The organism is Microcoleus sp. A6-C6, assembly GCF_036705955.1.
Lineage (GTDB): Bacteria > Cyanobacteriota > Cyanobacteriia > Cyanobacteriales > Microcoleaceae > Microcoleus.
Genome location: NZ_JAUBVR010000048.1, coordinates 16,967 through 41,052, shown reverse-complemented (window position 1 = coordinate 41,052; position 24,086 = coordinate 16,967). Strand labels below are relative to the sequence as shown.

Here is a 24,086-nt window from a genome sequence, read left to right as displayed (position 1 = left end):
TTATCAAAAATCATGCAACAATATTTGTAGGGTGCGTCGCCATCGACAATTCCTAAAAAAAGAGTGACAATTTGACAGCGACGCACCCTACGGCTATCGATTGGGACATTTAACAATGGAACGCTTAAACTACTGGCAGTTTCCGGGATTTGAAAATATTTATTTAGAGGATAGCTATGTACTCAGCATTAATGCTAAAACATCTATACAAATCCTCTTAGAAGCTGTCCTCACTGAGAATCACTCTCTATACACTCAACCTTTACCAGGAGAACAGTATTGTTATCGGCGGATGACGATAAATTTTCCCCACCCTCAAACCTACGATTTGGTTGTGAACAACATCAGCCCAATTGCAGATCCCGATGGCAGCATTGATTATGGTAATATAGACGAATTTTTTAGGGCGGATAGCAAATACTATTTAAGAGTTGGGGAATGGGGAGAACTAACTATAGTTTCTGATCCACCCATGATTTTTGATGTAGAAAACTATTTGATTGTCAGAAACGGCGATAATTTACTTGCAATTAATAAGGAAAAGATTACTGGTTTTGAATGGAAAAGGGCAGGAAAAGGAGTAATCAGTTTACTTTACGAAAACGATTCAGGAAATCCTTTCTTTATCTGTCAAAATTGAGGCAGAGAAAGATCCTGAAGGCTTTGCAGCAGCTTTGGGGTATATGAGGGAACTTGAAACAGCTTATACAAATGATTTGACAGAAGGCGAGTTGACTTTTGACAGAATTAAGCAGTATTACGCTGCTAATTTGAATCAGGAAAATGTGCAAGGGTTTTCTGTTACATTTCCTAGCTTGGCGGGTGATAAATATTCGATTTCGGCAATTACTTCCTAGAATCAAGGTTGAATCTTGATCCAGGTATTGTCAAGTGAGGATTTGAGACATCTATGCTAAGTTTCCTTATCCTCAGCAATTTTAGCCTGATTCAGAAATTCTTCCAATAGTTTAAAGAACTTATCGAGGGCATCTTTTTCATCAACAGAAAAGAAGAGAATGATACTGTCCCATCCGTGAGTTGACGTAATTTGATATCTTTCCTGTATCCACTCTTGAAATCCGTTTAAATCGTGTTCTTGTTGACTTCTTGGCACATCAAGTTCTGCTCTAGCCATACCGTATCCATCTAAAAATGCACGCAGGCGGGTAATTGAACACTTGCCCAAGTACATACCAGGTCTCTGTTTGATTCTTTGCAGTAAGTCCAATAAATATTCTGATTTAACTTCAGGCTTGTGATTAACAACTTCTGTTTTTACAATGGTTTCCATTTAAAACTCTTCCTCCTTTGTTTGAAACTGCTTATTATTCAATATTTTATCATGAAACTGTAGATTTGCTATCCATTCATCTCTCGTAAGTCCGTCAGAGTGATGATTGTCAAAAACTGTTTCAACATTGTTGATAACAATAGCGATTCCTTCGTGACGACCATTTACTGAAATAGCCTCTCCCGGCACGCTATCATCATAAATGTTGCCGTTCCAACCTATTGCCTCTCCTGTGTACAGTTTTATGCGCTTTCCATGAATTCCTTGACTTATCAAGTAATCTTTGATATTGGTGGCGCACTCAACACATTTAAAGTTTTCATAACGATCGACAATAGCCTTGATTTGCAGTATTTGCTCAGCAGTAATCTCAATCATATCCCGCCAATGCCAACAAATTTATGACTTACGCACGGGTGGCCAGAAACCGGGTTTTTGACGAAAATTATTCGCTGTAGTCAGCAGATTTGGTGAAAAACCCGGTTTCTTCGTCGCAGTGCGCCCAATATAAAATTCACCTAAAAAAATCAGAAGGTGAAAACTTGAATTTTCACCTTCTAATTTGCGAATTTCCGATTTTCAGTTACGGAACAAACTTTTTGAAGGCCAGCGTCACGTTGTGGCCGCCAAATCCAAAGGAATTCGACAGCGCTACATCAACTTTGAGATCGCGACTTGTATGCGGAACATAGTCTAAATCGCACTCAGGATCGGGATTCTCCAGATTGATTGTCGGCGGGATTTTGTCATTGGCGATCGCCATTACCGTCGCCACCGCTTCAATTCCCCCAGAACCGCCCAACAGATGACCAGTCATTGACTTGGTAGAACTAATTGCTACTTTGTAAGCGCTTTCGCCCAAGGTCTTTTTAATCGCATTCGTTTCCGTAGAATCGTTGGGAAGCGTGCTCGTGCCGTGAGCATTGATATAGCTCACCATATCCGGCGTTAAACCGGCATCCTTGAGCGCTAAAGCGATCGCCCGCGACGCACCCTCACCCCCCGGTACTGGGGATGTCATGTGATACGCATCGCAGGTTAAACCGTAGCCGACGATTTCTGCGTAAATTCTGGCGCCGCGTGCCAAAGCGTATTCCATTTCTTCTAAAATCAGAATGCCAGCACCTTCGCCGACGACAAAACCGTCACGATCGCGATCGAACGGACGGCAAGCATGAGTCGGGTCATCATTACGAGTCGAAAGCGCCCTCGCCGCAGCAAAACCCGCTACACACAAAGGTGTCACCGCAGCTTCCGTACCCCCGCAAATCATCGCTTGCGCGTAACCTCCCTGAACCATGCGAAACGCATCGCCCACCGCATTTGACCCCGCAGCACAAGCCGTCACCGTGCAAGAGTTCGGCCCCTTGGCGCCAGTGTGAATCGCTGTCAGACCTGCGGCCATATTCGCAATCATCATCGGAATCATAAACGGGCTGCATCGATCGGGGCCGCGATTCAGATAGATTTCTTGCTGGTCTTCTAAAACCTTGAGGCCGCCAATGCCGGTGCCAAGAATGACACCCACCTGTTCTGCGTTCAGGTCATTAATCTCAAACTTTGCATCAGCTAGAGCTTGTTTGCTCGCTGACACCCCAAATTGAGCAAAGCGATCCATCCGCTTTGCTTCTTTGCGCTCTAAATAGTCGTGTGGGTCGTAACCCTTTACCTCTCCAGCAATCCGGCAGTCGTGCCGCGACGCATCGAATAAGGTGATCGGGCCGATGCCATTCTTCCCAGCAAGCAACCCGTCCCAATATTCAGACAAGGTATTGCCGATCGGTGTAATCGCGCCGAGACCAGTGATAACAACGCGCTTACGCTCTAAATTTGTCATGATTTCAGTTTCAAAAAATTAAACACCCAGAACGCAGAACAAAAGAGGAGTTGTTAGTTTTTTAACTTTTCTCCTCTTAGGGGAAAAGAGAGGTATTTTATGCTTTTGGAGCTGCAAGTTTCTCGCTGATGAAATCTACAGAAGCTTGAACCGTGGTAATTTTTTCGGCGTCTTCGTCGGGAATTTCAATATCAAACTCTTCTTCCAAGGCCATGACCAACTCTACTGTATCTAAGGAGTCTGCTCCTAAATCGTTAGCAAAGTTGGCTTCGGGCTTGACTTCGCTCGGATCGACTTCGAGTTGATCGGCCACAATTTTCTTGACTCTGGCAAAAATGTCGTCTTGACTCATAACATCGTGTCCTCATTGGTTGCTGCGTATCTAATCTTATCCGAAAGGGGGATCTGCAAGAAAAAGGCTTGCCGCTTTTCTAAGTGACACGAGGCAGAGGGGGAGATGGGGAGATGGGGAGATGGGGAGATGGAGATGGGGAGAGGGGGAGAGGGGGAGATGGGGAGATGGGGAGATGGGGAGATTGGGAGAGGGGGAGATTGGGAGATTGGGAGAGGGGGAGATTGGGAGATTGGGAGATTGGGAGAGGGGGAGATTGGGAGATTGGGAGAGGGGGAGATTGGGAGATTGGGAGATGGGAAGAGGATTTTTGCTCAAGTCATCGAAATATACAATTTCAATGTAGTAGCAACTTACTCATACCATTTGAGATTTGAGATTTGAGATTGGGATTACTTGCTGGATATGGGTTTTAAGTTTTTATACAGTTGCATTTTTTGGGTGAATCGGTCTCAAAATTCTTGAGAAAAGCTGACAATTCACCGCTAGCTAGGCTCTGATACGGTAATTATAGAGATGAAATCCGTTAGCGCAGCCCTCGAAGAGGATCGCACTTGTTCCTTGTCCCCACCCTTGTCTCCCACAAAAAACGACTATGCCATCCCAAACTCTCAAATATGCTTATTTTCCCGGTTGCGTAGCCCAAGGGGCGGCCCGCGAACTTTACCTGTCTACAATGGCGCTAACTCAAGCTTTGGGCATTGAACTGGTGGAACTCAAAAAAGCTTCCTGCTGCGGTTCTGGTACTTTCAAGGAAGATTCGCAGTTGCTCGAAGATACTGTTAACGCCCGCAATATTGCTTTGGCTGAGCAACTGAATCTGCCTTTGCTGACGCATTGCAGCACTTGTCAAGGGGTAATCGGTCATGTGGACGATCGCCTCAAGGAATCCCAAAAGACCGATCGACCTTACCTCGAAAAAGTCAACGGTTTGCTGGAAAAACAAGGCTGTTCGCCTTACCAAGGCACTACCGAGGTGAAACATCTATTGTGGGCGATCGTTGCAGATTACGGCCTGGAGGAAGTGCAGAAGCGAGTCACCCGCAAGCTTTCCGGTTTGAAGTGCGCCTCTTTTTACGGATGCTATCTGCTGCGAGCTCAGGATAAGCTGCTTTACGATGACCCGCACCAACCTGAATCGATGGAAAATGTGTTTCGGGCGATCGGCGCAACTCCCGTTTACTATCGAGGGCGGACGCAGTGCTGTGGCTGGCCGCTGGCGAGTTATGCCACTAACCAATCTTTTCAGATGGCTGGAAAACACATTCAAGATGCTCTTGACAATGGCGCTGATTGTATGGTAACTCCTTGTCCGCTTTGTCATTTAAATTTGGATTCGCGGCAGCCGGAGGTGGAAAAAGCGATCGATCGCAAATTGGGTTTGCCGGTGCTGCATTTGCCGCAATTGGTGGCTTTGGCTTTGGGTGTGGAGCCCAAAAAACTGGGACTCGATCGGCATATTGTTTCCACTAAGCCGGTGTTAGAAAAATTAGGCTTTTAGTCGATCGATTGGCGCGGTTTTGTAGTAAGGACTTTTAACCGCAGATTTCAGGCAGATAAACACAGATCAACGCAGATGATTTCAGGAATTTAGAGCTTGGGAATGCAGCAGATATATAGCCTTTCGAGCGAAAAATCGGGTAGGCTGGGATTTTTAGTTATGAGTAATTTAGGACTTATATAGCAATCCTTGCAGGATTTGTGGGACTACTGGCTACTCGTTACCAGGCTCTTCTTGGTAACGAGTAAATCCTGCAAGGATTGCTATATTGACACCGCTAAGAGTTGAAGTGCGTTTAATATTATGTTCTGTCAATTGACAGATCTCGCGATTGGTTCGCGCGTGCGTCCTGGTGTCCGCTCCGGGATTGCGGACACCAGGACGCACGCGCGATCGAACTGAGCGATCGACCATGCCTCAGTTCCCTTACAAGCCCTTGTGCGACTGCGATTGCTAGAGCGCATTCGATCGCCAGATTGACACTCAAAAGCAAGTGTGGTGGTTAGATTCATATGCAGACCACAAAAGCTGTATACTATTATACAAAATAGTTTTAATACTTCCTAACTTCCTAGTTAGAGACAAAGAAAAAACAATGAAACGAAACCCAATAAATCTCACACGTTCGGTATTAATATGGGCAATGCTAGGAATAATTTGTGGTTTATTTGCTGCAAGTTATTGGATATGTTTGTCTTACCTGATGCGGGGATTTGAAAATTTTAGTGGAGTTTCTCTACTAATCGTCATGCCCCTTGCTGGTTTGCTCATCGGTTTGATCATTCATTGGCTGGGAAATCCTGGGGAAATTGGGTTGATTATTGACAATATTCATCTCAAAGGTGGCAGATTACCAATGAATGAAAATCCTTCGATGATTCTGTCGTCGCTACTCAGTATTGCCAGTGGAGGCAGTGCTGGCCCAGAATCGCCAATGGTGCAAGTCACAGGTTCAATTGGTACCTGGTTGGCCGATCGCTTTAATTTAAGCGGAGAAGCACTACGAACTTTGAGTCTTGCTGGTATGGCATCTGGGTTTACAGTTTTGTTCGGTGCTCCTTTAGGCGGTACTTTTTTTGCTTTAGAAATCCTGCATCATCAGAATGTTGTAGAGTATTTTGAAGCAATATTGCCTGCGGTAGTGGCAAGTTGTGCAAGTTACACCATCTTTGTCGCAATTACTCAGCTTGGACTTGGGCCTACCTGGAATTTTCCTCAGTACAATGTGGACAGCCTTTATGACTTTGGCGCAGCGATTGCTTATGGAATCGTAGGGGCGATGATGGGGTGGTTTTTTATCGCTGTATTTCGCAGTGTTGGTCGCTTGTTTGATTCGATACGCAGTCCCATCTATGTGCGAACTACTTTAGCCGGACTAGCACTTGGTGGTTTATCAGCTTACTTTCCGCTCACTCGTTTTTTTGGGGAACATCAAATAGAAAAAATTGTTGATGGAAAATTTTCTTTTGCATTTCTCTTGACTTTAGTTGTTGTTAAAGTATTGGCCATTAGTGTGACTATCAATGGGGGCTGGCGAGGGGGAATAATCATTCCGCTATTTTTTATAGGAGCCTGTTTGGGAAAGGCAATCACTATCATTAATCCCGTCGGATCGAATGAGACTTTGGCAATGATTTGTGTAATGGCGGCTCTTAATTCAACGGTTACTCGCACTCCAATTAGTACAACTCTGCTTCTCGCGAAGTTGACAGGGTTAAGCACTTTTACACCGATTCTATTTGCTAGTCTCGTGGGTTTCTTCTTGGCTCCCCGATCTCCCTTCATTGCCTCACAGCGTAAAGTAGATTGACAAACGGGTAAAATTCCTCTAATAGCTCATGTAGCGGTAAGCAATGCTTGCAAATTGCGAGTGTAGAGTCTCAAGGCTTCAAGGTTTATGCCATTACAAATGGACTGTTTGCATCAAACAATATCTTGCCGTTGATATTAGTCAGTTTGCGGTTTTTTATCTGCACAAAAGCCACTGTTTCCGCCGAGTCCGCCTAAAAACGGATACAAGTTTCGACGAATTCGGCTTTGAGTCGATCGATTGGCGCGGTTTTGCAGTCAGAATTTGAGTTTTTGCTCAGATCCAATCCGGCGAATCGAAATCATACCCTAGTGCTGTCGGGATCTCGCGTTAAGACCGAATCCGGCGATCGAAATCATACCCTAGTGCTGTCCCCAGTCGCGTATCCGAGCCGGGACAGCGCTCTTCAAGCTACTTCTATGGGAGTGGAAGCGTGAATAACTGTGAAGTTTTGTCGCTTTTTGGCGAAGTGCTTCCAGCCACTGCGGTAGACTAGCCTTTAATTCTCTGTGCAGGTTATAGCGGTGGCATCAAGCCGTCAAATCTTTGAACTCACAGAATCAGCAAATTTTTAGTGACTCGTTGGGAGCCTTTATTCAATGTCTCATTCAGTCAAAATTTACGATACCTGCATCGGCTGCACTCAGTGCGTCCGCGCTTGTCCGACTGACGTTTTGGAGATGGTGCCCTGGGATGGCTGCAAAGCAGCTCAGATTGCCTCCTCTCCCCGCACAGAAGACTGTGTAGGTTGCAAACGTTGCGAAACAGCTTGTCCTACCGATTTTCTGAGCATCCGGGTTTACCTGGGAGCCGAAACCACTCGCAGTATGGGTCTAGCTTACTAAATATCGATCGAATTGTCGATCGAATTACCGGCACAAGAGAGGGGGCAATTTAATCGCCCCCTCTCTTTTTGCTGCGACATCCAGCCAGCGGGACTAGGCCTTTGTGTAAGATGGAGCTTGCCCTAAAAATAGATTTTCTGGGTTAATCTCGATTTACGACTTACCCAGAAACCTGGTTTTTCTACCAAAAATCCTCTGTGGAGTCACCAAGAGTCAGCAAAAAAAACAGGTTTTTGGCAGATCGCCCATAAGTCCTCAATAATAAAACTGGTTTTGATTACGATCGCTAAGCAGGAGTTTTATCTTAAATGTGCGGAATCGTTGGCTATATCGGCACGCAAGCAGCAAGCGAGATTTTGCTAGCAGGATTGGAGAAACTAGAATACCGGGGCTACGATTCAGCGGGCCTCGCTACCATCTCCGAAGGAGAAATTACCTGCATCCGAGCCAAGGGCAAATTGCACAACCTCCGGGAAAAGCTAGCAGAGATAGACTCTCCGGCTACCATCGGCATCGGGCACACCCGCTGGGCAACTCACGGCAAACCAGAGGAATATAACGCTCATCCTCACATGGATAATAGCGGGCGAATTGCCGTAGTTCAAAATGGAATTGTCGAAAATTATCGCGAGTTGCGGCAAGAATTGACAGCGAAGGGACATAAATTTGTCTCGGATACGGATACAGAAGTTATTCCTCATTTAATCGCTGAATTTTTTGCAGAAGGAAGAAGGAAGAAGGAAGAAGGAAGAAGGAAGAAGGAAGAAGGAAAAGATCAAACAGCCGATGAACTTGCAGATTTGTCGTTTTTGGAAGTGGTTTCTAAGGCTGTAAATCGGTTAGAAGGAGCTTTTGCGATCGCCGTTATTTGCGCCGACTTTCCAGACGAAATAATTCTTGCCAGACAGCAAGCTCCTTTGGTGATTGGGTTTGGTGCCGGCGAATTTTTCTGCGCTTCCGACACGCCAGCCTTAATATCTCACACCCGCGCCGTTTTATCTTTAGAAAATGGCGAATTGGCTAGGCTAACTCCGATGGGAGTCGAAGTTTACAATTTTACAGGGGAAAGGCTCAAAAAAAGCCCGCGCATCCTTGGTTGGAGTCCGGTTTTAGTCGAAAAACAAGGCTTCAAACACTTCATGCACAAGGAGATTTACGAACAGCCTGCCGTAGTCCGAGCTTGTTTGGATGCTTATTTAGACAGCGATTGGCAGCCGGGAAATCTGCGCTCTCCCATCAATCTCAACTTGCCAGATGAACTTTGCGCCGATGTCGAACAAATTTCAATTCTCGCCTGCGGAACGAGCTGGCACGCCTCGCTAATTGGCAAATATTTGTTGGAACAGTTAGCGAATATTCCTACTGCGGTGCAGTACGCTTCTGAGTACCGTTACGCACCGGCGCCACTAACAGCAAATACTTTAATTATTGGGGTAACTCAGTCGGGAGAAACGGCGGACACGTTGGCTGCTTTGGGGATGGAACAGCAGCGCCGCGCGGGTTTTACCGATAAATTTCGATCGCGAATGTTGGGCATTACTAACAGGACAGAAAGCTCGATCGCCCACATGATGCCGCACGTCATAAATACCCACGCTGGTATAGAAATCGGCGTGGCTGCAACTAAGACTTTTGTCAGTCAGTTGATGGCTTTCTATTTCTTAGCTTTGGATTTGGCACACCAGCGGCAAACAATCAGCACCGAGAGATTGGCAGAAATTATTGCTGGTTTACGCCATTTGCCCGGCCAAATTGAGAAGTTTTTGGAGATTCAAGAACAGTATGTGGAGGAATTGTCCCACCAGTTTACCGAAACCCAAGATTTTATATTTTTGGGGCGGGGAATTAACTTTCCGATTGCTTTGGAAGGGGCGCTGAAATTGAAGGAAATTAGCTACATTCACGCTGAAGGATATCCGGCGGGAGAAATGAAACACGGCCCGATCGCCCTTTTGGATGCTAAAGTGCCTGTAGTGGCGATCGCGATGCCCGGAAGCGTCTACGAAAAAGTCCTTTCCAACGCTCAGGAAGCCAAGGCGCGCGACGCCCGTTTAATTGGCGTTACCCCGAAGCAGGGCGAAGCGGAAGCCGATATTTTTGACCACGTTTTGCCGGTGCCTTTGGTGGATGAATTGTTGTCGCCGATTGTGACAGTGATTCCGCTGCAATTGTTGGCCTATCACATTGCGGCGCGTCGGGGTTTGGATGTGGATCAGCCGCGCAATTTGGCGAAGTCGGTGACGGTGGAATAAAGGAAGTCATTAGTCATTAGTCATTAGTCATTAATCATTAGTCATTAGTCATTAGTCATTAGTCATTAGTCATTAGTTATTCGTTGGTTGTTGGTTGTTGGTTGTTCGCTCTAATAACCAATAACCAATACCCTATGCCCGATGCCCAATTCCCGATGCCCGATCGCCAACACCGCAAATCGCCGCTAACAGCAACCAGCTTATTGTATTGACTCGGAAATCAAACAGCGTCACGTCTACAGTGTTAAACAGCGTACAGGCGGCGAAGGCTAATAAATAACTGAAGAAAATTAGGCGATCGTCCACTTGTTTTTCTTGACAAAATACCTGATTTGTGCTAATTACTAGAGAGTTTTGATTGAGCAATAAAGCATTTTCCCCTACTTCCTCTGTTGCTATTTGCTCTTGTTGGATGTCCGCCGCAGAAACAGGCCAATTCATCAACAACAAAACACCTCTAGCCAAAACCCAGCCAACTAAACCCAAAAATAAAAGCGTTGCGGGTATTCCAGTTTCCGCAGTCAGCATCAATATCAAACTGTGAGGATGACCCAGCCATTCGTGCATCTGAGCTTGATAGAGAGGCGTAAAATTTCGCAGTCCCCAACCAGTCCAAGGACGCTGCTGAGTCATCGACCAAGCAAACTCCCACTGAGTAGTTCTCAAAGTAGCAGTCGGCCGATTTGGAAACATCTCATCGGTAAGTCTGGCCCAGAAAAAAGCCGGGATAATTCTTCGTAAATATTGCCGCAGCGGTTCCGGCCCAAACGCCGACAAAAACACTGCACCAACCCCACTAAATACCGCAGCTAATATTTTTTTATAACCCGCATAAAATGCAAAAGCCAAAACTGCTAAAACGGCCAATCCCCACGCATTTCTAGAATTAGTAAAAATCAAAGCAACAGCATTTCCCAGCACAGCCAAACTTAAAAATAGGAATTGGGCATTGGGCATTGGGCATTGGGCATTGGGCATTGGTAATTGGGAATCGGTAATTGGGAATTGATTAATTATTTCCTTATTCCCTCTTTCTTCCTTCTTCCTTCTTCCTTCTTCCTTCTTCCTTCTGAACCCTTCTTCCATCAACAATCCCAGTGTTAAAATAAAAGCAATTGTCAGATAGCAAGCTAAAATATTAGCATACATAAATACAGAAGCCATGCGGCCAGGGGGATTGCCTTTAGGTTCTAGTACCCAGCCAAAAACAGGCTGCAATTGATCGATGCCACTCCAACCTAAAAATTGCTGTCCCAAACCCAAAATTATCACTGGAATTGAACTAATTACAATCATCCAAGACAATTGTCGCAACTGAGCCGGAGTTTGAATTAAACTGCTGAAAGCAGCAAACAATATGAAATATGGTAAGAAATTAAACAAGCCTAAAACAGCCTCGATGCGGTTGTTGGCAAAAACCACAGTGATGACTAGCAGTGCGCTCAGAATTGCGAATCCTCGATGCAGCGGGCGGCGGCTAATTTGGCGGAACTTTTGCTTCCAAGTACCCGCCAATCCCAGGAATAAACCTAATGCTCCCAAAATCGGAATTATCGGAAAAATCAGCGTCCCCAATTGAGTGCAATTCCAAGGGATTTGCAGTTGGCGATCGGGATGTTTTTGCAGGCGAGACTTGAGATTTTTGGCTGTCTGTTTGGCAGCTAATTTAAACCGATTTTCGATATTCACTCACACTCCAAACCTAAAATCTAAAATCTAAAATTGTTAAGCTAATTCCCAAGCGCATTCCGATCGCGTTAATCGAATTTGAGCCAAGGCAAAAATGGTCGGGATAATGCGCCCGTAGTTCGTGGAAATCGATCGCCAACCCAAATCCGCTAAAAACCAAGTCCACATCACCGGGCCGAGCAACGAAAACACGCTCCGCGTCGCACCGTAACGAGCCGCACTCACGGCCATACCGCGCCGCGCCGTCTGAATTGCGACATAATTTTGAAACTGGGTTGCTGCGGTTACAGTCCCTGCAAGCACTCCTTGTCTGGCCATTTGATAGGTGGCAAAATGCAGCGCAAATTGATTCGCCATCACTTTCAGCAACATGGGTTTTAAGATGGAACTCACAGCTAAAGCGCTACCACCTTTGAACAGCAAACCCAGCGGGTCTTTTTCAGCAGAAATTGGCAAGGGTTCAGAGAGTTTAGAATCAACAATTGCTCGCTGTACGCGCACTGTCAGCGCTTGCTGTTCATCTGCCGGCAAACGCTTCCACGCGCGGCCCATTAAGTGCAGAAATACTTCGGCTTCTAAGTCGGTGGTTGACAATTGTTTGGGATAAGGGATTTTGAGATAGCGGCAAACTTGAATTAGTGCTTGTCTGTAAGTTACTTGTTCGGTTCGCCCTCTGAGTACCGTCAACCCGTCGGCCGCAAGATACCGAAACCGCTGTTCTACGGCGTCTAGCCATGCTTCGCGATCGCGACTTTGTACGTCTATCGGTGCGGGGGTTTGCACGTAATCTAAAGGGTTAAACTTGCGGCTAAACAACAGTTCGGTTAGTTGCTGCAATTCTTCTTCTGTTGTCAATTCTAGTGCTGCTCTTAGTTCGTCCAAGATTTTGCCCTCCCATATACCATTTTAGATTTTAGATTTAGATTGTCGCTGAGTAGCGCACTTTGGAACTTGCCGAGCGCTACATTTTTTTTTCAACTAATCTTACCTGTAGATTCGTGCTGTTCCCTATTCTACTACCTGGCGCGACGGGCGATCGCCGATCGCAGGCAAAGCATTCGGCATCAAGGCAGAATTAGGACTTGCACAGAAACCTGCTTTTTGTACAAAAAAACATCGTTACAGCCATCGCCCCGCTTGCCGAGCCCGGAAAGCTTTAGTTTTTGTGCGTAGATTTTGCGATCGCGATCGAGATAATTCGTTTTCAACTCAACATTTATCGATCGGCTTTGTCACCCAAACCCCCATAGCAGCACAGCCTCTGGCTAGCTACAACCCAGCCTCTTCAGGACTCCCAAATTCACCGTGAACCCACACTATTTTATTAGTTATCAACGAAGGATTTTTTGGGGAGTGTGTTTCTGTAAAAGAATGTCAGTTAATCATATAATAGATGGGGATTTTTTGTGAGCTAGTAAATTATGTCTTCTGCTGTCGCACCGTCTTTTTTACAGGGATATTGGCAAGATGCTTTCAGTTTAAAGCAGCATCTACAGGATTTTTTAAACTTAGATGCAGAAGCAATTGAACAAAGGATGGAATTTAGTCAACAATCCTTGGCAGAACTAGGTCATCGGGATTTTGACTGGGAAGAAGCTAGCGAGTTTTATCGCGATCGAGTAGGAGAAGCTTACCTGTTCGATCTTGGGGCTTGGCATTTGTCAAGTCAGGAGTACATAGGAGGTACTTTAACATTGATCTCCGATATCGCTCGCGGTCGGGTATTAGATTTTGGCGGCGGTATTGGAACTCATGCTATTGCAGCCGCCCTTTGCCCTGAAGTAGAACAAGTAGTTTATTGCGATATTAACCCCATAAATTGCAATTTAGTTCAAAGCCGAGCTGCTAAGTTAGGATTGAGTGACAAAATTTCCTGTTGTCTGGAAATATCCCCCACGGAAGTTTTTGATACGATTATTTGTTTAGATGTGATTGAACATTTACCAAATCCCAGTCAGCAGTTGTTGGATTTTCACAAGATGCTGTCCCCGTCAGGACAACTGATCCTTAATTGGTATTTTTTCAAAGGTTTTAATCAAGAATTTCCTTTTCACCTAGAAGATCGGGAAGCAATAGACACATTTTTTTATAAACTTCAGTCTAATTTTATCGAAGTTTTTCATCCTCACTTAATCACGGCTCGTTGCTATCGCAAACTAACTCCAAGTTTAGGGGTTTGCTAAAGGTTTTTTGTTCGCCAAAACCTGGTCTAAAAATTCCGCGTCTTGATATCTAGTTTCAAGCTGATAACTATAGTCATGGACGCAGAAACTGGTTTTCCTAAACAAAAAAAGTGCATTAAGGCCTTTAAGTGTGGTAGAAAACCAGGTTTATTGGGCATTGATGTATCCAAGACTCAACTAAATCTAAACAACTGAAATTTAAACTATGTTCGATGTTGCGGTCATCGGTGCGGGGATGGCGGGGCTGATTTGTGCTCGGCAGTTGCGCCTCGCGGGCTATTCTGTGGTAGTTGTGGAGAAATCTCGCGGCCCCGGCGGACGAGTCGCTACTCGCCGTGTGCACGGCACTAGGGCAGATCACGGGGCTCGCTATTTGGAGCCGCAGGGAGATGCGGTGCAGGGGTTAATTGAGGTTTTGCTCGATCGCCACATTCTGAAACTCTGGACGGATAGTGTGGGAGAATTCCGACAAGGAGAAATTTTATCGATTCCCACTTCCTGTTATGTCGCACCTGCTGGGATGAATGCTGTCGGTAAGTATCTGGCTGAGGATTTAGACATTTGGTATGGCCGTCGAGTCCAAGCTATGTCTGCTACAGATCACCAATTGTGGCAACTTTCCCTAGAAGTTACCGACGACAATTTAGAGATACCTCAAGAATTGATTGCTAAGGCTGTGGTTGTAGCAATTCCTGCTCCTCAAGCTTTAATGTTTTTGGATTCGGAAATCGGTTTGTCGCCAGATTTTATTGACAAATTGCGTTCTGTAGAATATGACCCTTGCATTACAGTTATGGCTGGCTATCCTGCGGAACGAAATTCAGAGTTGAGCAATCTCAATCCGCAGTGGAAATCGGTTTCTTTTCCCGATGATTCTGATTTAGCTTGGCTTGGCCTCGACAGCAGCAAGCGATTCGATCCGCAGCAGCCTGTGTTTGTGGTTCACAGCACTGCTAATTTTGCCGATCGCTATTTAGAAGCTACTGATTTAAATATTATCGGTCAAGAATTGCTCGATCGCACTTCTGAACATTTAATGCCTTGGCTGAATCAGCCGGAATGGTTGCAGGTTCACCGCTGGCGCTATGCTTTTTGTCGAAATCCTTTGCCTGTTTCTTGTTTGCCCGCTGAGGGGACTTTGCCGCTGGTTTGTGCGGGGGATTTGTGCGGGGATGGTCAAATTGATGCTGCTTTGCGATCGGGAGTGGCGGCGGCTGCTTGGGTGAATTTTCAATTGCAGAATTTGCCTTTTAATTTAATTCAAACTGACTGAATTAAAAGGGTTATTAGTGGGATTAAATTCCTCAATAATAACCCTTTTAATTGTGGTCTATCTGGCTGATTTATTGAGTGCGAGGGAGTTATTTTTTCGATCACGAGTTGTTGTAAAAAGTGGGAAAATGGCGCTTAATTCCACTCTCCCATTTTTTTATTTTCGTGCTGTCTGCTGCTTCTTTAAAGCTTGTTCTTGCATCTGCAATAACTCTGGAACTGTTACAAATTTGTACCCTTCTTTTCTCAGTCTAGCAATAATATCGGGCAATGCTTGTACTGTTCTCGCTCGATTGCCACCACCATCGTGCATCAACACAATGCCGCCCGAATTGGCCTGTCGCATCACGTTGTCCATCAACGATTGCGTCGCAGTCCGCCAATCTAAAGAATCCGCAGACCACATGATCACTGCATAATTTTTCTTCTGTGCGTAAGCTGCCAATCCATTGTTTAAAATGCCTCCTGGCGGCCGAAACATTAATGTTTTTACCCCGGTCACTTTCTCAATTAATGATGATGTGCGATCGATCTCGCGAGCCGCACCGTCTTCGTTATATTTAATGTATTGGTGGTTCCAAGTGTGGTTGCCGATCGCGTGACCGGCCGCCGCGACTTGTTTGCCAAGTTCGGGATATGTTTGCAGGTATCTTCCTACCCAGAAGAATGTCGCCTTAATATTGTTTTTCTTGAGGATATCTAGGATTTGTGTAGTAGTTGTCGGCCAGGGCCCGTCGTCAAATGTCAGGGCGATCGCCTTGTGCTGCTCATCCAGTTTTGCCTGACGCAGCATGATACCTTTAAACTGGGATGGTAGGGGTGATTGAAAACGGGTTTCCTGCTGTTGAGTTAGGGCTTTTTGGGCAACTTCAACTCGATGGGCGATCGCTCCTTTAATCCCACTAACATTAGATATCAGTTTTGGTTCTTGGGACGATACGGCCAAGACTTGTGGCTGCATCGGTGGCGCTGGTTGAGTTGCCCGCAAGTTCATCGGTAACGTCACACCCAGCAAAAAACTGCCCGCTGCGGCCAGAAAAGCAACGATTAATTTTTGTCGCCGCCTCAAAAGCCGTTTCATTTTTGTCACGTCATTCTCTCCTTCACACCTTGCACAATTAATTCTAGATTTTATTTTGATATCAGTTAATTCACTTTAGGGCATAATCTTAAATCAGATTGTCCCTAGAAATGTTACTCCAAGTAACCGATCGCAGGGAAGTCCGCCCGGATCAAAAAAATTAAGACTTGTACGCGAGAAATCCTATAACCCATCTCAACGGGAAATAGTTAGTAGAAAATTTCCCTATGGCGATCAAATCCCGTTAGTCGCAGGTTTATATTGTTAGGGGCTCAGGCTAGGGGCCCGCATCCCTAGCTGATGCTGCGGGGAATCGCAGCGTCCTAAAATTAACTTTTAGGGCGGATTCTCTGTTTGTACAAGCCGACAATCCGATCGATAACTTCGTCAACACTCAAATTATCTGTTTGAATTTCCACAGCATCGGCAGCTTTCCGCAAAGGCGCAACCAGGCGGGTGCTGTCCTTTTCGTCCCGCAGAGCAATGTCTTTTTCTAACTGTTCCAAGCTAATATTAGCCCGATCGGTGTCTTTAAGCTCTAACATCCGCCGACGCGATCGCTCTTGTACCGAAGCCGTCAAAAAAATCTTCAATTCCGCATCGGGAAACACGTTAGTCCCGATATCGCGGCCTTCTGCCACAATCCCACCTTTTGTACCACAGCGCCGCTGTTCATCTACTAGAAACTGGCGCACAGCAGGAATTGCCGCCATTTCCGAGACGCGAGATGTGACTTCCAAACTGCGAATTGCCTCGGTTACGTCTTCGCCGTTAATCTTCAGTATGAAAGATGCGGGATCGAGATTGTATTCCAAATAGCTGTAACTGACTAATTCGGCGATCGCACATTCGTCAGAAATCGGCGTGTCTGTTTTCAAAGCCAGCCAAGTCAGCGCCCGATACATCGCGCCGGTATCCAAATAAAACAAGCCCAAAGCTTTTGCTGCTTGCCGAGTTACCGTAGATTTGCCAGCGCCCGCCGGGCCGTCGATCGCCACAATTGGCCTCCGGTTCCTGAGAATTATATTATCAATCAAGCGAGTAGAGCCAACTCTGGCTGCTACGGCTAAAAGTCCCGCTGTTTCCACAACCTGCAACGGCATCAAAGTGTCGGGATCGACGAGTTCAGCGTATTCGAGCTTAACTTCGGGTTCTCCAGCGACTTCTGCGCGCGCAATAGCGAGTGCAGCAGCGGAGGTGCGGTCGCCTGAATCAAAAGTTTTTGAGGCCTGTTGCAGCGCGCGGTAGAGAGCGCAGGCTTGCTGTTTTTGCTCTGTTGTTAAATACTGATTTCGAGAACTCATTGCTAGTCCTGACTCTTCGCGGACGATCGGGCAAGCAACAATCTCTACAGACAAGTTCAAATCCAAGGCCAGCTTGCGGATAATTGCTAGCTGCTGGGCGTCTTTCTGACCGAAATAAGCTTTTGTCGGCTCAATCAAACTCAAAAGTTTGGTAACAATTGTCGCGACGCCCTGAAAATGACCAGGCCGAGATTTGCCGCACAACACTGATGTCATCGCCGGCGGTGGCACTACTTGAGTTAAGGATGAAAGTTGAATCTGTGTTTCGGCGGTTTTCTGCGTTTGGGCACGCGCGGCGAAGCTATCCCGTAGGGAATCGCTCGCTGGGTTGCCAAACATTTCTGTTGCTGAGGGAGCAAAAATGAAATCAACGCCAGCTTGTTCGCACAGCAGCCGGTCTTGCTCGAAATTCCGGGGATAATCTTGAAAATCTTCTGTCGGCCCAAATTGCAGCGGGTTGACAAAAATGCTGACTAGGACGATCGCATTGTCTTGTCTTGCTCGCTGGATCAAACTGAGATGTCCGCTGTGCAAAGCTCCCATTGTCGGCACTAAACCGACTGTCAAATCAGGTACAGCAGACTTTTGTAAATTTAAGTAGCAGCGAAGTGCTGCAATTGTCGTAAACAGGCGCACCGGTAGACTCTCCTGAAGGCATTCGGCAGAATGCAGAATTTATTATTTGTCTGAATTTGTTCGATCGGACATCTTGCAGCGATGTTAGCAATAAACTCGCGCGCCCGCATCGGGACTCGACGAGTGGAAGATGTCATTTTTATCAGAAAGTTGGGTTTAAAACCCCATCATAAGCTTGACGGCTTTATATTTACTAGCATTGCATCTGCCACTAAATATGTTAAGGTAGTGGAATGCTAACCATGAATTACCGCTATCGAATCTATCCCAGCATCACTCAAGAGCAGTCACTCAAAGAGTGGATGGATGTTTGTCGCGTTGCCTACAAACAACTATGGGCTGCGCGAAATTAAGGATTGGTGTAATAGCCGGAAGTGCATGGTTGACAGATGCTCTATCAGTCATGAATATATCATGGCTGCTGATAGTCCTTTTCCTAGCGAAGTGAATCAGCTTAATGCTTTGCCAAGCGCCAAGAAGGTATTTCCTCTCCTTGGGCGAAGTACCAAAGCCAAGTCTTGCAACAGGCTATTAAACAACTGCACCGAGCCTGGGATGGGTTTCAAAAAGTTGGGCATGGATTCCCCAGATTTAAAAAGTTTGGACAATTCAAGTCTTTGTTGTTTCCCCAATTTAAACAGAATCCAGTGCAGGGAGTACATATCGCCTTGCCCAAGTTGGGGCCCATTCCAATTAACACGGGCAATCGCCCGATACCGAGTGGCTTTGTAGTTAAGCAGGTTCGGATAATCAACAAGGCTGATATTTGGTACGCTAACGTTAATATCCAATGCGATGTTAGTGTTCCCAATCCTATGCCTCATGGTCATCCAATTGGGGTAGATGTTGGACTTTCTAAGTTTTTGGCAACTAGCGACGGAGTTCTTGTGAAGTCGCCTAAGTTCTTTAAAGTGATGCAAAGCAAGCTGAAATTGCTGCAACGCAGACTTTCTAGGAAAAAGAAGCGCTCTAAGAATTACGAAAAACAACGGATCAAAGTTGCTAGAATTCACCACACAATTGATAATGCCCGCAAGGATTTTCACTTCAAGCAATCTCACGCCCTTTGCGACGCTGGTGATATGGTCTTCATGGAAGACTTGGATTACCGAATTCTTGCCAAAGGGATGCTTGGCAAACAGATGCTTGCGGAGGGCTTTGGACAATTCCGAGCTATCACCAAGTACGTGTGTTGGAAGCGTGGTAAGTTTTTTGGGGAAGTTAACGCTAGGGGAACTTCTCAAGAGTGTCCTGAGTGTGGTGCAACAGTTAAAAAAGACTTGAGTGTTAGAGTACATCATTGCCAAGAATGTGGATTCCTTGCCGATAGAGATGTGGCTAGTGGTCAAGTCATCAGAAATAGAGGAATAGAATCAATTAATACGGCGGGACACGTCGGAATCCAAAACGCCTATGCAGACGGTTTGCCGGGGACTGAAATATCTCAGTCTAGGTCAAAGTCGAAAAACCGCAAGGGAGCAACTAGGAAATTTTTGAAGTAATTCAAAGAAGCTCCGTGCCTTGACAGTCGGAGTCATGTCACTCTACTTTCTGCCTTCTACACTTCGGATAACTTTTGTATTCTGCCTTACCAGAAAGAATTGGTTGAAAGCCGGAACCCTTGTAGGGAGAAATTAAAATCAGACTATTCATTACTCCAATCTTCTTCCTTCAAGGTAGAGGTCGCTGTCAACCCTTCTCTAAGCAAGCTGTCAACTGTCAACTGCCAACTGCCAACTGTCAACTGTCAACTGTCACCGTCCGACTGTTGTTTACTGTTTCGGTTCGATTACTTCGATTTCCACTCTCGCAACGCCGCTGCTCATCATTCCCAGGACGTTAGCCGCGCCAGCAGACAAGTCAATCAGCCGATCGCCCACGTAGGGCCCGCGATCGTTAATGCGGACGACTACAGATCGGCCGTTGTCGAGATTTCGCACCATGACTAGAGTGCCGAAGGGCAATTGGCGGTGGGCAGCAGTCAAATCATTTTGGTTGAAACGTTCGCCGCTGGCGCTGAGGTTGCCGTCAAATCCTGGGCCGTACCAGGAAGCCCAGCCGCTGAGCCGCACTTGAATTGGGCCCAAAGATAGCACGGGGGCTTCTGGTTGGGGTTTGCCAGCGACTGCTTCCAGGGGTGGGGCGTTGCCCAGCAGTCGGCGGAGGCGATTGGTTACTTGCAGGGCGTCTCGGCTAAAGTCGCTGGTGGTGTCGGGAAGGATGGTTTCGGCGTTGATATTTACCAAGTCCTCGCCGTTTACCTGGATCAGGTAGCGATCGCCTTTTTCCCACTTAACGGTAATGCTGTTGGGATCGATGTTGTTGCGGGCTAGCTGGTTGAGTCTTGCTGCTAGGCTGGATGCCCGCCACACTGGATCTGGTTCTTGGTTGCTAGAATTGCTGGCAATGTTTCCGGCTTTGGGATTTTCTTTTGCGCCGGCTACTTTTGAATCACTGCGAGAATCGGCTTTGCTGTCGCCAGTCGCTCCAATTTTGGTATTTGTTTCCCGACTGGCGTTGAGAAATGTGATGACTGGAATGTTTCGCACGTAGACTGTCGCTGCTTGTCGCCCGTCTAAGTCGTGGGGCTGAATTTTGACGATCGAGTCTTGGACAATTTCAGCTCTTGCTTGGTACTGATACTGTCCGACTTTTTGTACTTCGGCCCGAGTCGCGTTTAACTGCGGGGACGGTTGGGTGGCAATTACTTGCTGCTTGGAGCCCTGAGAGTTTTGGTTGACGGCGCTTGTGGCTTGTGCGTGACAAGACGATGCCGTTCCTACAACAGGAACTAACAGGACAGCGAGTAAACCACCAACAAATTTTTCCTTCATACGTCCAATTTTGTGAATAGCCATTGCTAACCGAGATTGGAGGATTGGCCTTTTGGCGGCAGGCGTCAAGGATTTCTCTCTTGCCCTTCGCCATTCCTCCGTGAGTCAAAGCAAAGTATCGGGGTGCGTTTTTGCTTTAATGCTTCAGCCCAAAAAATTTTGGCGGAAACTTCCCTGATACTTGACAACTCATACTCGATCCGCAATTTGTGTTTTGTTCACGAACTGCAACAGACTACCACAAACTTTTGCGCTTGGGGATCGCTGTGCCGAAACATTTCACGCAATCTTCATCAAATCTTCTCAGATCTCTGTATGATAAAATCCTTTAATTGCAGTGCTTGCAGCCGTTTTCGGAATTCCTGAAAAATTTACAAAAATTTACAATAAATTAGCCTATTTTATGAGCTGCCAAATGGCTAGTCTAAAAAAATCTATTTGTCAAGTGTTTAACGATTGACTCCGCTAAAAAACGGAGACAAGTTTCCGATACTCGTCGCCATCGGCCTCAAATTTTAGACTAAGGTTCCAGCTCCTAGATTCAACTGTTGCCCGTTATCGGCATAAACTAAAACTTACAAATAGATTTGGCGGACTTGCGGACTTATGGATTATCGAGCAGCAGGTGTGGATGTTGAGGCGGGCAGAGCTTTTGTCGATCGCATCAAGAATACAGTCAAAAGCACCCACCGATCGGGAGTTTTGGGCGGATTCGGCGGATTTAGCGGGTTTTTCAGCGTCCCGGAGGGTTTAAAAGAGCCGGTGATGGTTTCGGGCACTGATGGCGTTGGGACTAAGTTGAAATTGGCCCACGATCTCGATCGCCACGACACGGTAGGTATCGACTTGGTGGCGATGTGCGTCAACGACGTGCTGACATCCGGCGCGGAACCGCTGTTTTTTCTCGATTATTTAGCTACGGGAAAGTTAAATTCCGAACAATTAGCTGCGGTGGTGACGGGGATTGCTGACGGTTGCAAACAAGCGGGCTGTGCTTTGCTTGGAGGGGAAACCGCAGAAATGCCCGGTTTTTACCAAGCGGGCGAGTACGATTTGGCTGGTTTTTGCGTGGGAATTGTCGAAAAGAGCAAATTGCTGGACGGTTCGCAGGTGCGGGTGGGAGATGTGGCTGTGGGGCTGGCTAGTTCGGGAGTTCACAGCAACGGTTTTAGTTTGGTGAGAAAAATTGCTGGGGATTTAGGTTTTGATTGGCATTCCCAACCGGAAAAATTGGGCGGTCAAACTTTAGGAGAATTGCTGCTGACTCCGACTACAATTTATGTGAAACCAGTCCTCGAAGCCCTGAAGAGCGGCTTGGAAATTCACGGTATGGCTCACATTACGGGCGGCGGTTTGCCGGAAAATTTGCCCCGCTGTTTGGGAGCGAATCAATCTGCGAAAATTGATTGTAATAGCTGGCCGAGTTTGCCAATTTTTGACTGGATTTCTGAAGCTGGCTCAGTTGCGACTGCGGATATGTTTAATACTTTTAATATGGGTATTGGCTTTGTGCTGTTGCTCGATCGCCGGGAAGTTGAACAGGCTGTTAAGTGGTTTGAGTCTCAGGGAATTGGTGCGTTTGCGATCGGCGAAGTGATTGACGGGAACGGTGAATTGATCATGGGCATTGATTAATTTTAGTTGAATGAATTAAAAAAAATCGCCTTTTTTTTTCGGGTCAAACGCTTGACTTTGACCATTCAATAATGTATTATTTAATAATGGGAGTGTTGGCAATTTTAAAATTAATGTTACCACTCCCATTATCTAAAATATACCACAAAAATCCTAGGAAAGTCAATAGGTAATAGTTCTTTTTTAGGGCCGAGTTTTTAAGAAGATTGGCAGAAACTCGGTTTATTAGACTTGAATTGCATAAATATTTGATTTAGAAAAAACCGCAGATAAACGCAGATAATTTGGGAATGAATGCAATTCAAGTCTAATAATTAGCCAAATTTGCCAAACGGCAAGGTGCGCACTGCGCACCTACATAATTAGATTCTACCTCCAGAGATGTACAAGTTTAAAGGAAAGTGAAATCTGCTGCATTAATACTGGTAGGCGAAACTCCATTTAAAACAGCTATAATTTCCCCAGTCGGCACATACTTGATCGATGTTGAGCCGCTATTTTCCTTCAGAGTTAATTCCTCGAATCTCAAGCCATTACCTAGCATCAGCAAATCTTGGCCATTCTCAAAATCGGCAATAATATCGATCCCGGAATTGGTAGAGAGTAAAAAGCGATCGCTGCCGCCACCTCCAATTAGACAGTCATCCCCCAAACCGCCAATCAAAGTATCATTTCCCTCGCACCCGTCTAGCAAATCATTGCCCGCACCTCCACTCAGACAATCATTGCCAACACCTCCGCAGAGAGTATCATCACCATAATTGCCGTAGAGAGAATCCTCGCCATCGCTGCCGAAGATTAGATCATTTCCCTTGCCTCCAAATTCGATATCGCTACCTTTGCCACCATCGATAAAATCAGCACCTTCACCGCCAAAGATTAAGTCGTTGTCTTCTTTACCATTTATTGAATCATTGCCACGATTTCCGAAGATGAGATCTTCGCCTTCACAGCCAAGGATGATGTCATTTCCCTTGCCGCCAAACAGGAGATCGTCTCCCTTGTTGCCGTCAATAAAATCATTGCCTCGGTTGCCGTAAAGGATATCGTTGTCTTCTCCGCCGTAGAGGTTGTCATCGTCTAAACCGGCATCGAAAATATTCGGATTTGGACTGCCGTAAAAAGCATCGTTTTCCGGTGTGCCAAACTGAATTTCACCGCTACCATTGCCGTTGATGGTGTTGTTAGCTTGGTTTGGGCGATCGATCTTTGGATACTCAATAGTATTGCAAATGCAATCTGGGGAAGAAGGGGAAGGGGAAGGGGAAGGGGAAGGAATTAGAGTCGGCGTTGGCGTTGGAGTTTCCGCAGGCGTCGGAGTTGGCGCAGTCGTCGGAGTTGGTGTACCCGTTGGTGTTGTTGTCGGAGTCGGAGTTGGCGCAGGCGTCGGATTTGGTGTACCCGTTGGTGTTGTTGTCGGAGTCGGCGTTGTCGGAGTCGGCGTTGTCGGAGTCGGCGTTGTCGGAGTCGGAGTTGTCGGAGTCGGAGTTGTCGGAGTCGGCGTTGTCGGAGTCGGCGTTGTCGGAGTCGGCGTTGTCGGAGTCGGAGTTGTCGGAGTCGGAGT

The 24,086-nt window shown here is 46.3% G+C and carries 24 protein-coding genes; 12 read left to right on the top strand and 12 right to left on the bottom strand.

Annotation, left to right across the window (positions count from 1 at the left end):
• Nucleotides 1–115: 115 nt before the first annotated feature.
• Together QUB52_RS19045 and QUB52_RS19040 are read left to right on the top strand one after the other, a co-directional pair.
• On the top strand, nt 116–640 hold the full coding sequence (locus QUB52_RS19045) for a hypothetical protein (RefSeq protein ID WP_332974404.1): 525 nt from the start codon (nt 116–118) through the stop codon (nt 638–640).
• 43 nt (nt 641–683) lie between these two features.
• On the top strand, nt 684–857 hold the full coding sequence (locus QUB52_RS19040; protein WP_332974402.1) for a hypothetical protein: 174 nt from the start codon (nt 684–686) through the stop codon (nt 855–857).
• Nucleotides 858–913: 56 nt separating this feature from the next.
• On the opposite strand, the gene QUB52_RS19035 is transcribed toward QUB52_RS19040, so the two are convergent.
• From QUB52_RS19035 to acpP, 4 genes are all read right to left on the bottom strand, one after another.
• The gene (locus QUB52_RS19035; RefSeq protein WP_332974400.1) at nt 914–1,291 is read right to left on the bottom strand and encodes a hypothetical protein; all 378 of its coding nucleotides are present in this window, start codon (nt 1,289–1,291) and stop codon (nt 914–916) included.
• Nucleotides 1,292–1,669 (bottom strand): papain fold toxin domain-containing protein, encoded by a 378-nt coding sequence (locus QUB52_RS19030; protein ID WP_332969769.1) that lies wholly within the window; start codon nt 1,667–1,669, stop codon nt 1,292–1,294. It lies immediately after the preceding gene.
• A 205-nt stretch (nt 1,670–1,874) separates the two neighbouring features.
• Complete coding sequence (fabF, locus tag QUB52_RS19025) at nt 1,875–3,128, bottom strand: beta-ketoacyl-ACP synthase II (RefSeq protein WP_332974398.1); 1,254 nt, start codon at nt 3,126–3,128, stop codon at nt 1,875–1,877.
• Nucleotides 3,129–3,225: 97 nt separating this feature from the next.
• Nucleotides 3,226–3,480: an acyl carrier protein gene (acpP, locus tag QUB52_RS19020; RefSeq protein WP_265239487.1), complete on the bottom strand. Its 255-nt coding sequence runs from the start codon at nt 3,478–3,480 to the stop codon at nt 3,226–3,228.
• A gap of 105 nt (nt 3,481–3,585) precedes the next feature.
• Between acpP and QUB52_RS19015 the strand changes: the two genes are divergently transcribed.
• Together QUB52_RS19015 and QUB52_RS19010 are read left to right on the top strand one after the other, a co-directional pair.
• Entirely contained in the window at nt 3,586–3,864 is a 279-nt protein-coding gene (locus QUB52_RS19015) for an isopentenyl pyrophosphate isomerase (RefSeq protein ID WP_332974397.1), read from the top strand.
• 211 nt (nt 3,865–4,075) lie between these two features.
• On the top strand, nt 4,076–4,981 hold the full coding sequence (locus QUB52_RS19010) for a CoB--CoM heterodisulfide reductase iron-sulfur subunit B family protein (RefSeq protein WP_265234359.1): 906 nt from the start codon (nt 4,076–4,078) through the stop codon (nt 4,979–4,981).
• 213 nt (nt 4,982–5,194) lie between these two features.
• Here the strand turns inward: QUB52_RS19010 and QUB52_RS19005 are convergent, their stop codons facing one another.
• Nucleotides 5,195–5,395: a hypothetical protein gene (locus QUB52_RS19005; RefSeq protein ID WP_332974396.1), complete on the bottom strand. Its 201-nt coding sequence runs from the start codon at nt 5,393–5,395 to the stop codon at nt 5,195–5,197.
• Between the two features lie 79 nt (nt 5,396–5,474).
• Between QUB52_RS19005 and QUB52_RS19000 the strand changes: the two genes are divergently transcribed.
• The 3 genes from QUB52_RS19000 (at nt 5,475) to glmS (ending at nt 9,888) form a co-directional block, all read left to right on the top strand.
• Complete coding sequence (locus QUB52_RS19000; RefSeq protein ID WP_332974395.1) at nt 5,475–6,791, top strand: chloride channel protein; 1,317 nt, start codon at nt 5,475–5,477, stop codon at nt 6,789–6,791.
• 599 nt (nt 6,792–7,390) lie between these two features.
• On the top strand, nt 7,391–7,636 hold the full coding sequence (psaC, locus tag QUB52_RS18995; protein ID WP_015175986.1) for a photosystem I iron-sulfur center protein PsaC: 246 nt from the start codon (nt 7,391–7,393) through the stop codon (nt 7,634–7,636).
• A 308-nt stretch (nt 7,637–7,944) separates the two neighbouring features.
• A complete protein-coding gene (glmS, locus tag QUB52_RS18990) occupies nt 7,945–9,888 on the top strand; it encodes a glutamine--fructose-6-phosphate transaminase (isomerizing) (RefSeq protein ID WP_332974394.1) in 1,944 nt (647 codons plus the stop codon).
• A 132-nt stretch (nt 9,889–10,020) separates the two neighbouring features.
• Here the strand turns inward: glmS and QUB52_RS18985 are convergent, their stop codons facing one another.
• The 3 genes from QUB52_RS18985 to QUB52_RS18975 form a co-directional block, all read right to left on the bottom strand.
• Nucleotides 10,021–11,577 carry an O-antigen ligase family protein gene (locus QUB52_RS18985; RefSeq protein WP_332974392.1) on the bottom strand — a complete coding sequence of 519 codons (1,557 nt, stop codon included), beginning with the start codon at nt 11,575–11,577 and terminating at the stop codon, nt 10,021–10,023.
• A gap of 36 nt (nt 11,578–11,613) precedes the next feature.
• Complete coding sequence (locus QUB52_RS18980; protein ID WP_265234363.1) at nt 11,614–12,459, bottom strand: YaaW family protein; 846 nt, start codon at nt 12,457–12,459, stop codon at nt 11,614–11,616.
• Nucleotides 12,460–12,641: 182 nt separating this feature from the next.
• Complete coding sequence (locus QUB52_RS18975) at nt 12,642–12,785, bottom strand: hypothetical protein (RefSeq protein WP_332974391.1); 144 nt, start codon at nt 12,783–12,785, stop codon at nt 12,642–12,644.
• Between the two features lie 213 nt (nt 12,786–12,998).
• Between QUB52_RS18975 and QUB52_RS18970 the strand changes: the two genes are divergently transcribed.
• Both QUB52_RS18970 and QUB52_RS18965 read left to right on the top strand, forming a co-directional pair.
• Nucleotides 12,999–13,760: a class I SAM-dependent methyltransferase gene (locus QUB52_RS18970; RefSeq protein WP_265234365.1), complete on the top strand. Its 762-nt coding sequence runs from the start codon at nt 12,999–13,001 to the stop codon at nt 13,758–13,760.
• A 205-nt stretch (nt 13,761–13,965) separates the two neighbouring features.
• Nucleotides 13,966–15,033, top strand: coding sequence for an NAD(P)/FAD-dependent oxidoreductase (locus tag QUB52_RS18965; RefSeq protein ID WP_332974390.1), 1,068 nt, complete (start codon nt 13,966–13,968; stop codon nt 15,031–15,033).
• 156 nt (nt 15,034–15,189) lie between these two features.
• On the opposite strand, the gene QUB52_RS18960 is transcribed toward QUB52_RS18965, so the two are convergent.
• Together QUB52_RS18960 and QUB52_RS18955 are read right to left on the bottom strand one after the other, a co-directional pair.
• The gene (locus QUB52_RS18960; protein WP_265234458.1) at nt 15,190–16,113 is read right to left on the bottom strand and encodes a polysaccharide deacetylase family protein; all 924 of its coding nucleotides are present in this window, start codon (nt 16,111–16,113) and stop codon (nt 15,190–15,192) included.
• 329 nt (nt 16,114–16,442) lie between these two features.
• Nucleotides 16,443–18,053: a bifunctional pantoate--beta-alanine ligase/(d)CMP kinase gene (locus tag QUB52_RS18955; RefSeq protein WP_332974388.1), complete on the bottom strand. Its 1,611-nt coding sequence runs from the start codon at nt 18,051–18,053 to the stop codon at nt 16,443–16,445.
• Nucleotides 18,054–18,286: 233 nt separating this feature from the next.
• On the opposite strand from QUB52_RS18955, the gene QUB52_RS18950 reads away from it, so the two are divergent.
• A complete protein-coding gene (locus QUB52_RS18950) occupies nt 18,287–18,406 on the top strand; it encodes a helix-turn-helix domain-containing protein (protein WP_321161577.1) in 120 nt (39 codons plus the stop codon).
• A 165-nt stretch (nt 18,407–18,571) separates the two neighbouring features.
• Complete coding sequence (locus QUB52_RS18945; protein WP_332974387.1) at nt 18,572–19,555, top strand: RNA-guided endonuclease InsQ/TnpB family protein; 984 nt, start codon at nt 18,572–18,574, stop codon at nt 19,553–19,555.
• A 270-nt stretch (nt 19,556–19,825) separates the two neighbouring features.
• On the opposite strand, the gene QUB52_RS18940 is transcribed toward QUB52_RS18945, so the two are convergent.
• On the bottom strand, nt 19,826–20,887 hold the full coding sequence (locus QUB52_RS18940; protein WP_265234368.1) for a septal ring lytic transglycosylase RlpA family protein: 1,062 nt from the start codon (nt 20,885–20,887) through the stop codon (nt 19,826–19,828).
• 606 nt (nt 20,888–21,493) lie between these two features.
• On the opposite strand from QUB52_RS18940, the gene purM reads away from it, so the two are divergent.
• Entirely contained in the window at nt 21,494–22,522 is a 1,029-nt protein-coding gene (gene purM, locus QUB52_RS18935) for a phosphoribosylformylglycinamidine cyclo-ligase (protein WP_332974384.1), read from the top strand.
• A gap of 391 nt (nt 22,523–22,913) precedes the next feature.
• Here purM and QUB52_RS18930 read toward each other — a convergent pair.
• A partial coding sequence (locus tag QUB52_RS18930) for a calcium-binding protein (RefSeq protein WP_332976239.1) occupies nt 22,914–24,086 on the bottom strand: 1,173 nt, incomplete at its 5' end.

Coding starts and splice junctions, on each gene's coding strand:
- QUB52_RS19045 (WP_332974404.1), top strand. CDS start 116: ATGGAACGCTTAAACTACTGGCAGTTTCCGGGATTTGAAAATATTTAT.
- QUB52_RS19040 (WP_332974402.1), top strand. CDS start 684: ATGAGGGAACTTGAAACAGCTTATACAAATGATTTGACAGAAGGCGAG.
- QUB52_RS19035 (WP_332974400.1), bottom strand. CDS start 1,291: ATGGAAACCATTGTAAAAACAGAAGTTGTTAATCACAAGCCTGAAGTT.
- QUB52_RS19030 (WP_332969769.1), bottom strand. CDS start 1,669: ATGATTGAGATTACTGCTGAGCAAATACTGCAAATCAAGGCTATTGTC.
- fabF (WP_332974398.1), bottom strand. CDS start 3,128: ATGACAAATTTAGAGCGTAAGCGCGTTGTTATCACTGGTCTCGGCGCG.
- acpP (WP_265239487.1), bottom strand. CDS start 3,480: ATGAGTCAAGACGACATTTTTGCCAGAGTCAAGAAAATTGTGGCCGAT.
- QUB52_RS19015 (WP_332974397.1), top strand. CDS start 3,586: ATGGGGAGATGGGGAGATGGGGAGATGGAGATGGGGAGAGGGGGAGAG.
- QUB52_RS19010 (WP_265234359.1), top strand. CDS start 4,076: ATGCCATCCCAAACTCTCAAATATGCTTATTTTCCCGGTTGCGTAGCC.
- QUB52_RS19005 (WP_332974396.1), bottom strand. CDS start 5,395: ATGGTCGATCGCTCAGTTCGATCGCGCGTGCGTCCTGGTGTCCGCAAT.
- psaC (WP_015175986.1), top strand. CDS start 7,391: ATGTCTCATTCAGTCAAAATTTACGATACCTGCATCGGCTGCACTCAG.
- glmS (WP_332974394.1), top strand. CDS start 7,945: ATGTGCGGAATCGTTGGCTATATCGGCACGCAAGCAGCAAGCGAGATT.
- QUB52_RS18970 (WP_265234365.1), top strand. CDS start 12,999: ATGTCTTCTGCTGTCGCACCGTCTTTTTTACAGGGATATTGGCAAGAT.
- QUB52_RS18965 (WP_332974390.1), top strand. CDS start 13,966: ATGTTCGATGTTGCGGTCATCGGTGCGGGGATGGCGGGGCTGATTTGT.
- QUB52_RS18960 (WP_265234458.1), bottom strand. CDS start 16,113: ATGAAACGGCTTTTGAGGCGGCGACAAAAATTAATCGTTGCTTTTCTG.
- QUB52_RS18950 (WP_321161577.1), top strand. CDS start 18,287: ATGCTAACCATGAATTACCGCTATCGAATCTATCCCAGCATCACTCAA.
- QUB52_RS18940 (WP_265234368.1), bottom strand. CDS start 20,887: ATGAAGGAAAAATTTGTTGGTGGTTTACTCGCTGTCCTGTTAGTTCCT.
- purM (WP_332974384.1), top strand. CDS start 21,494: ATGGATTATCGAGCAGCAGGTGTGGATGTTGAGGCGGGCAGAGCTTTT.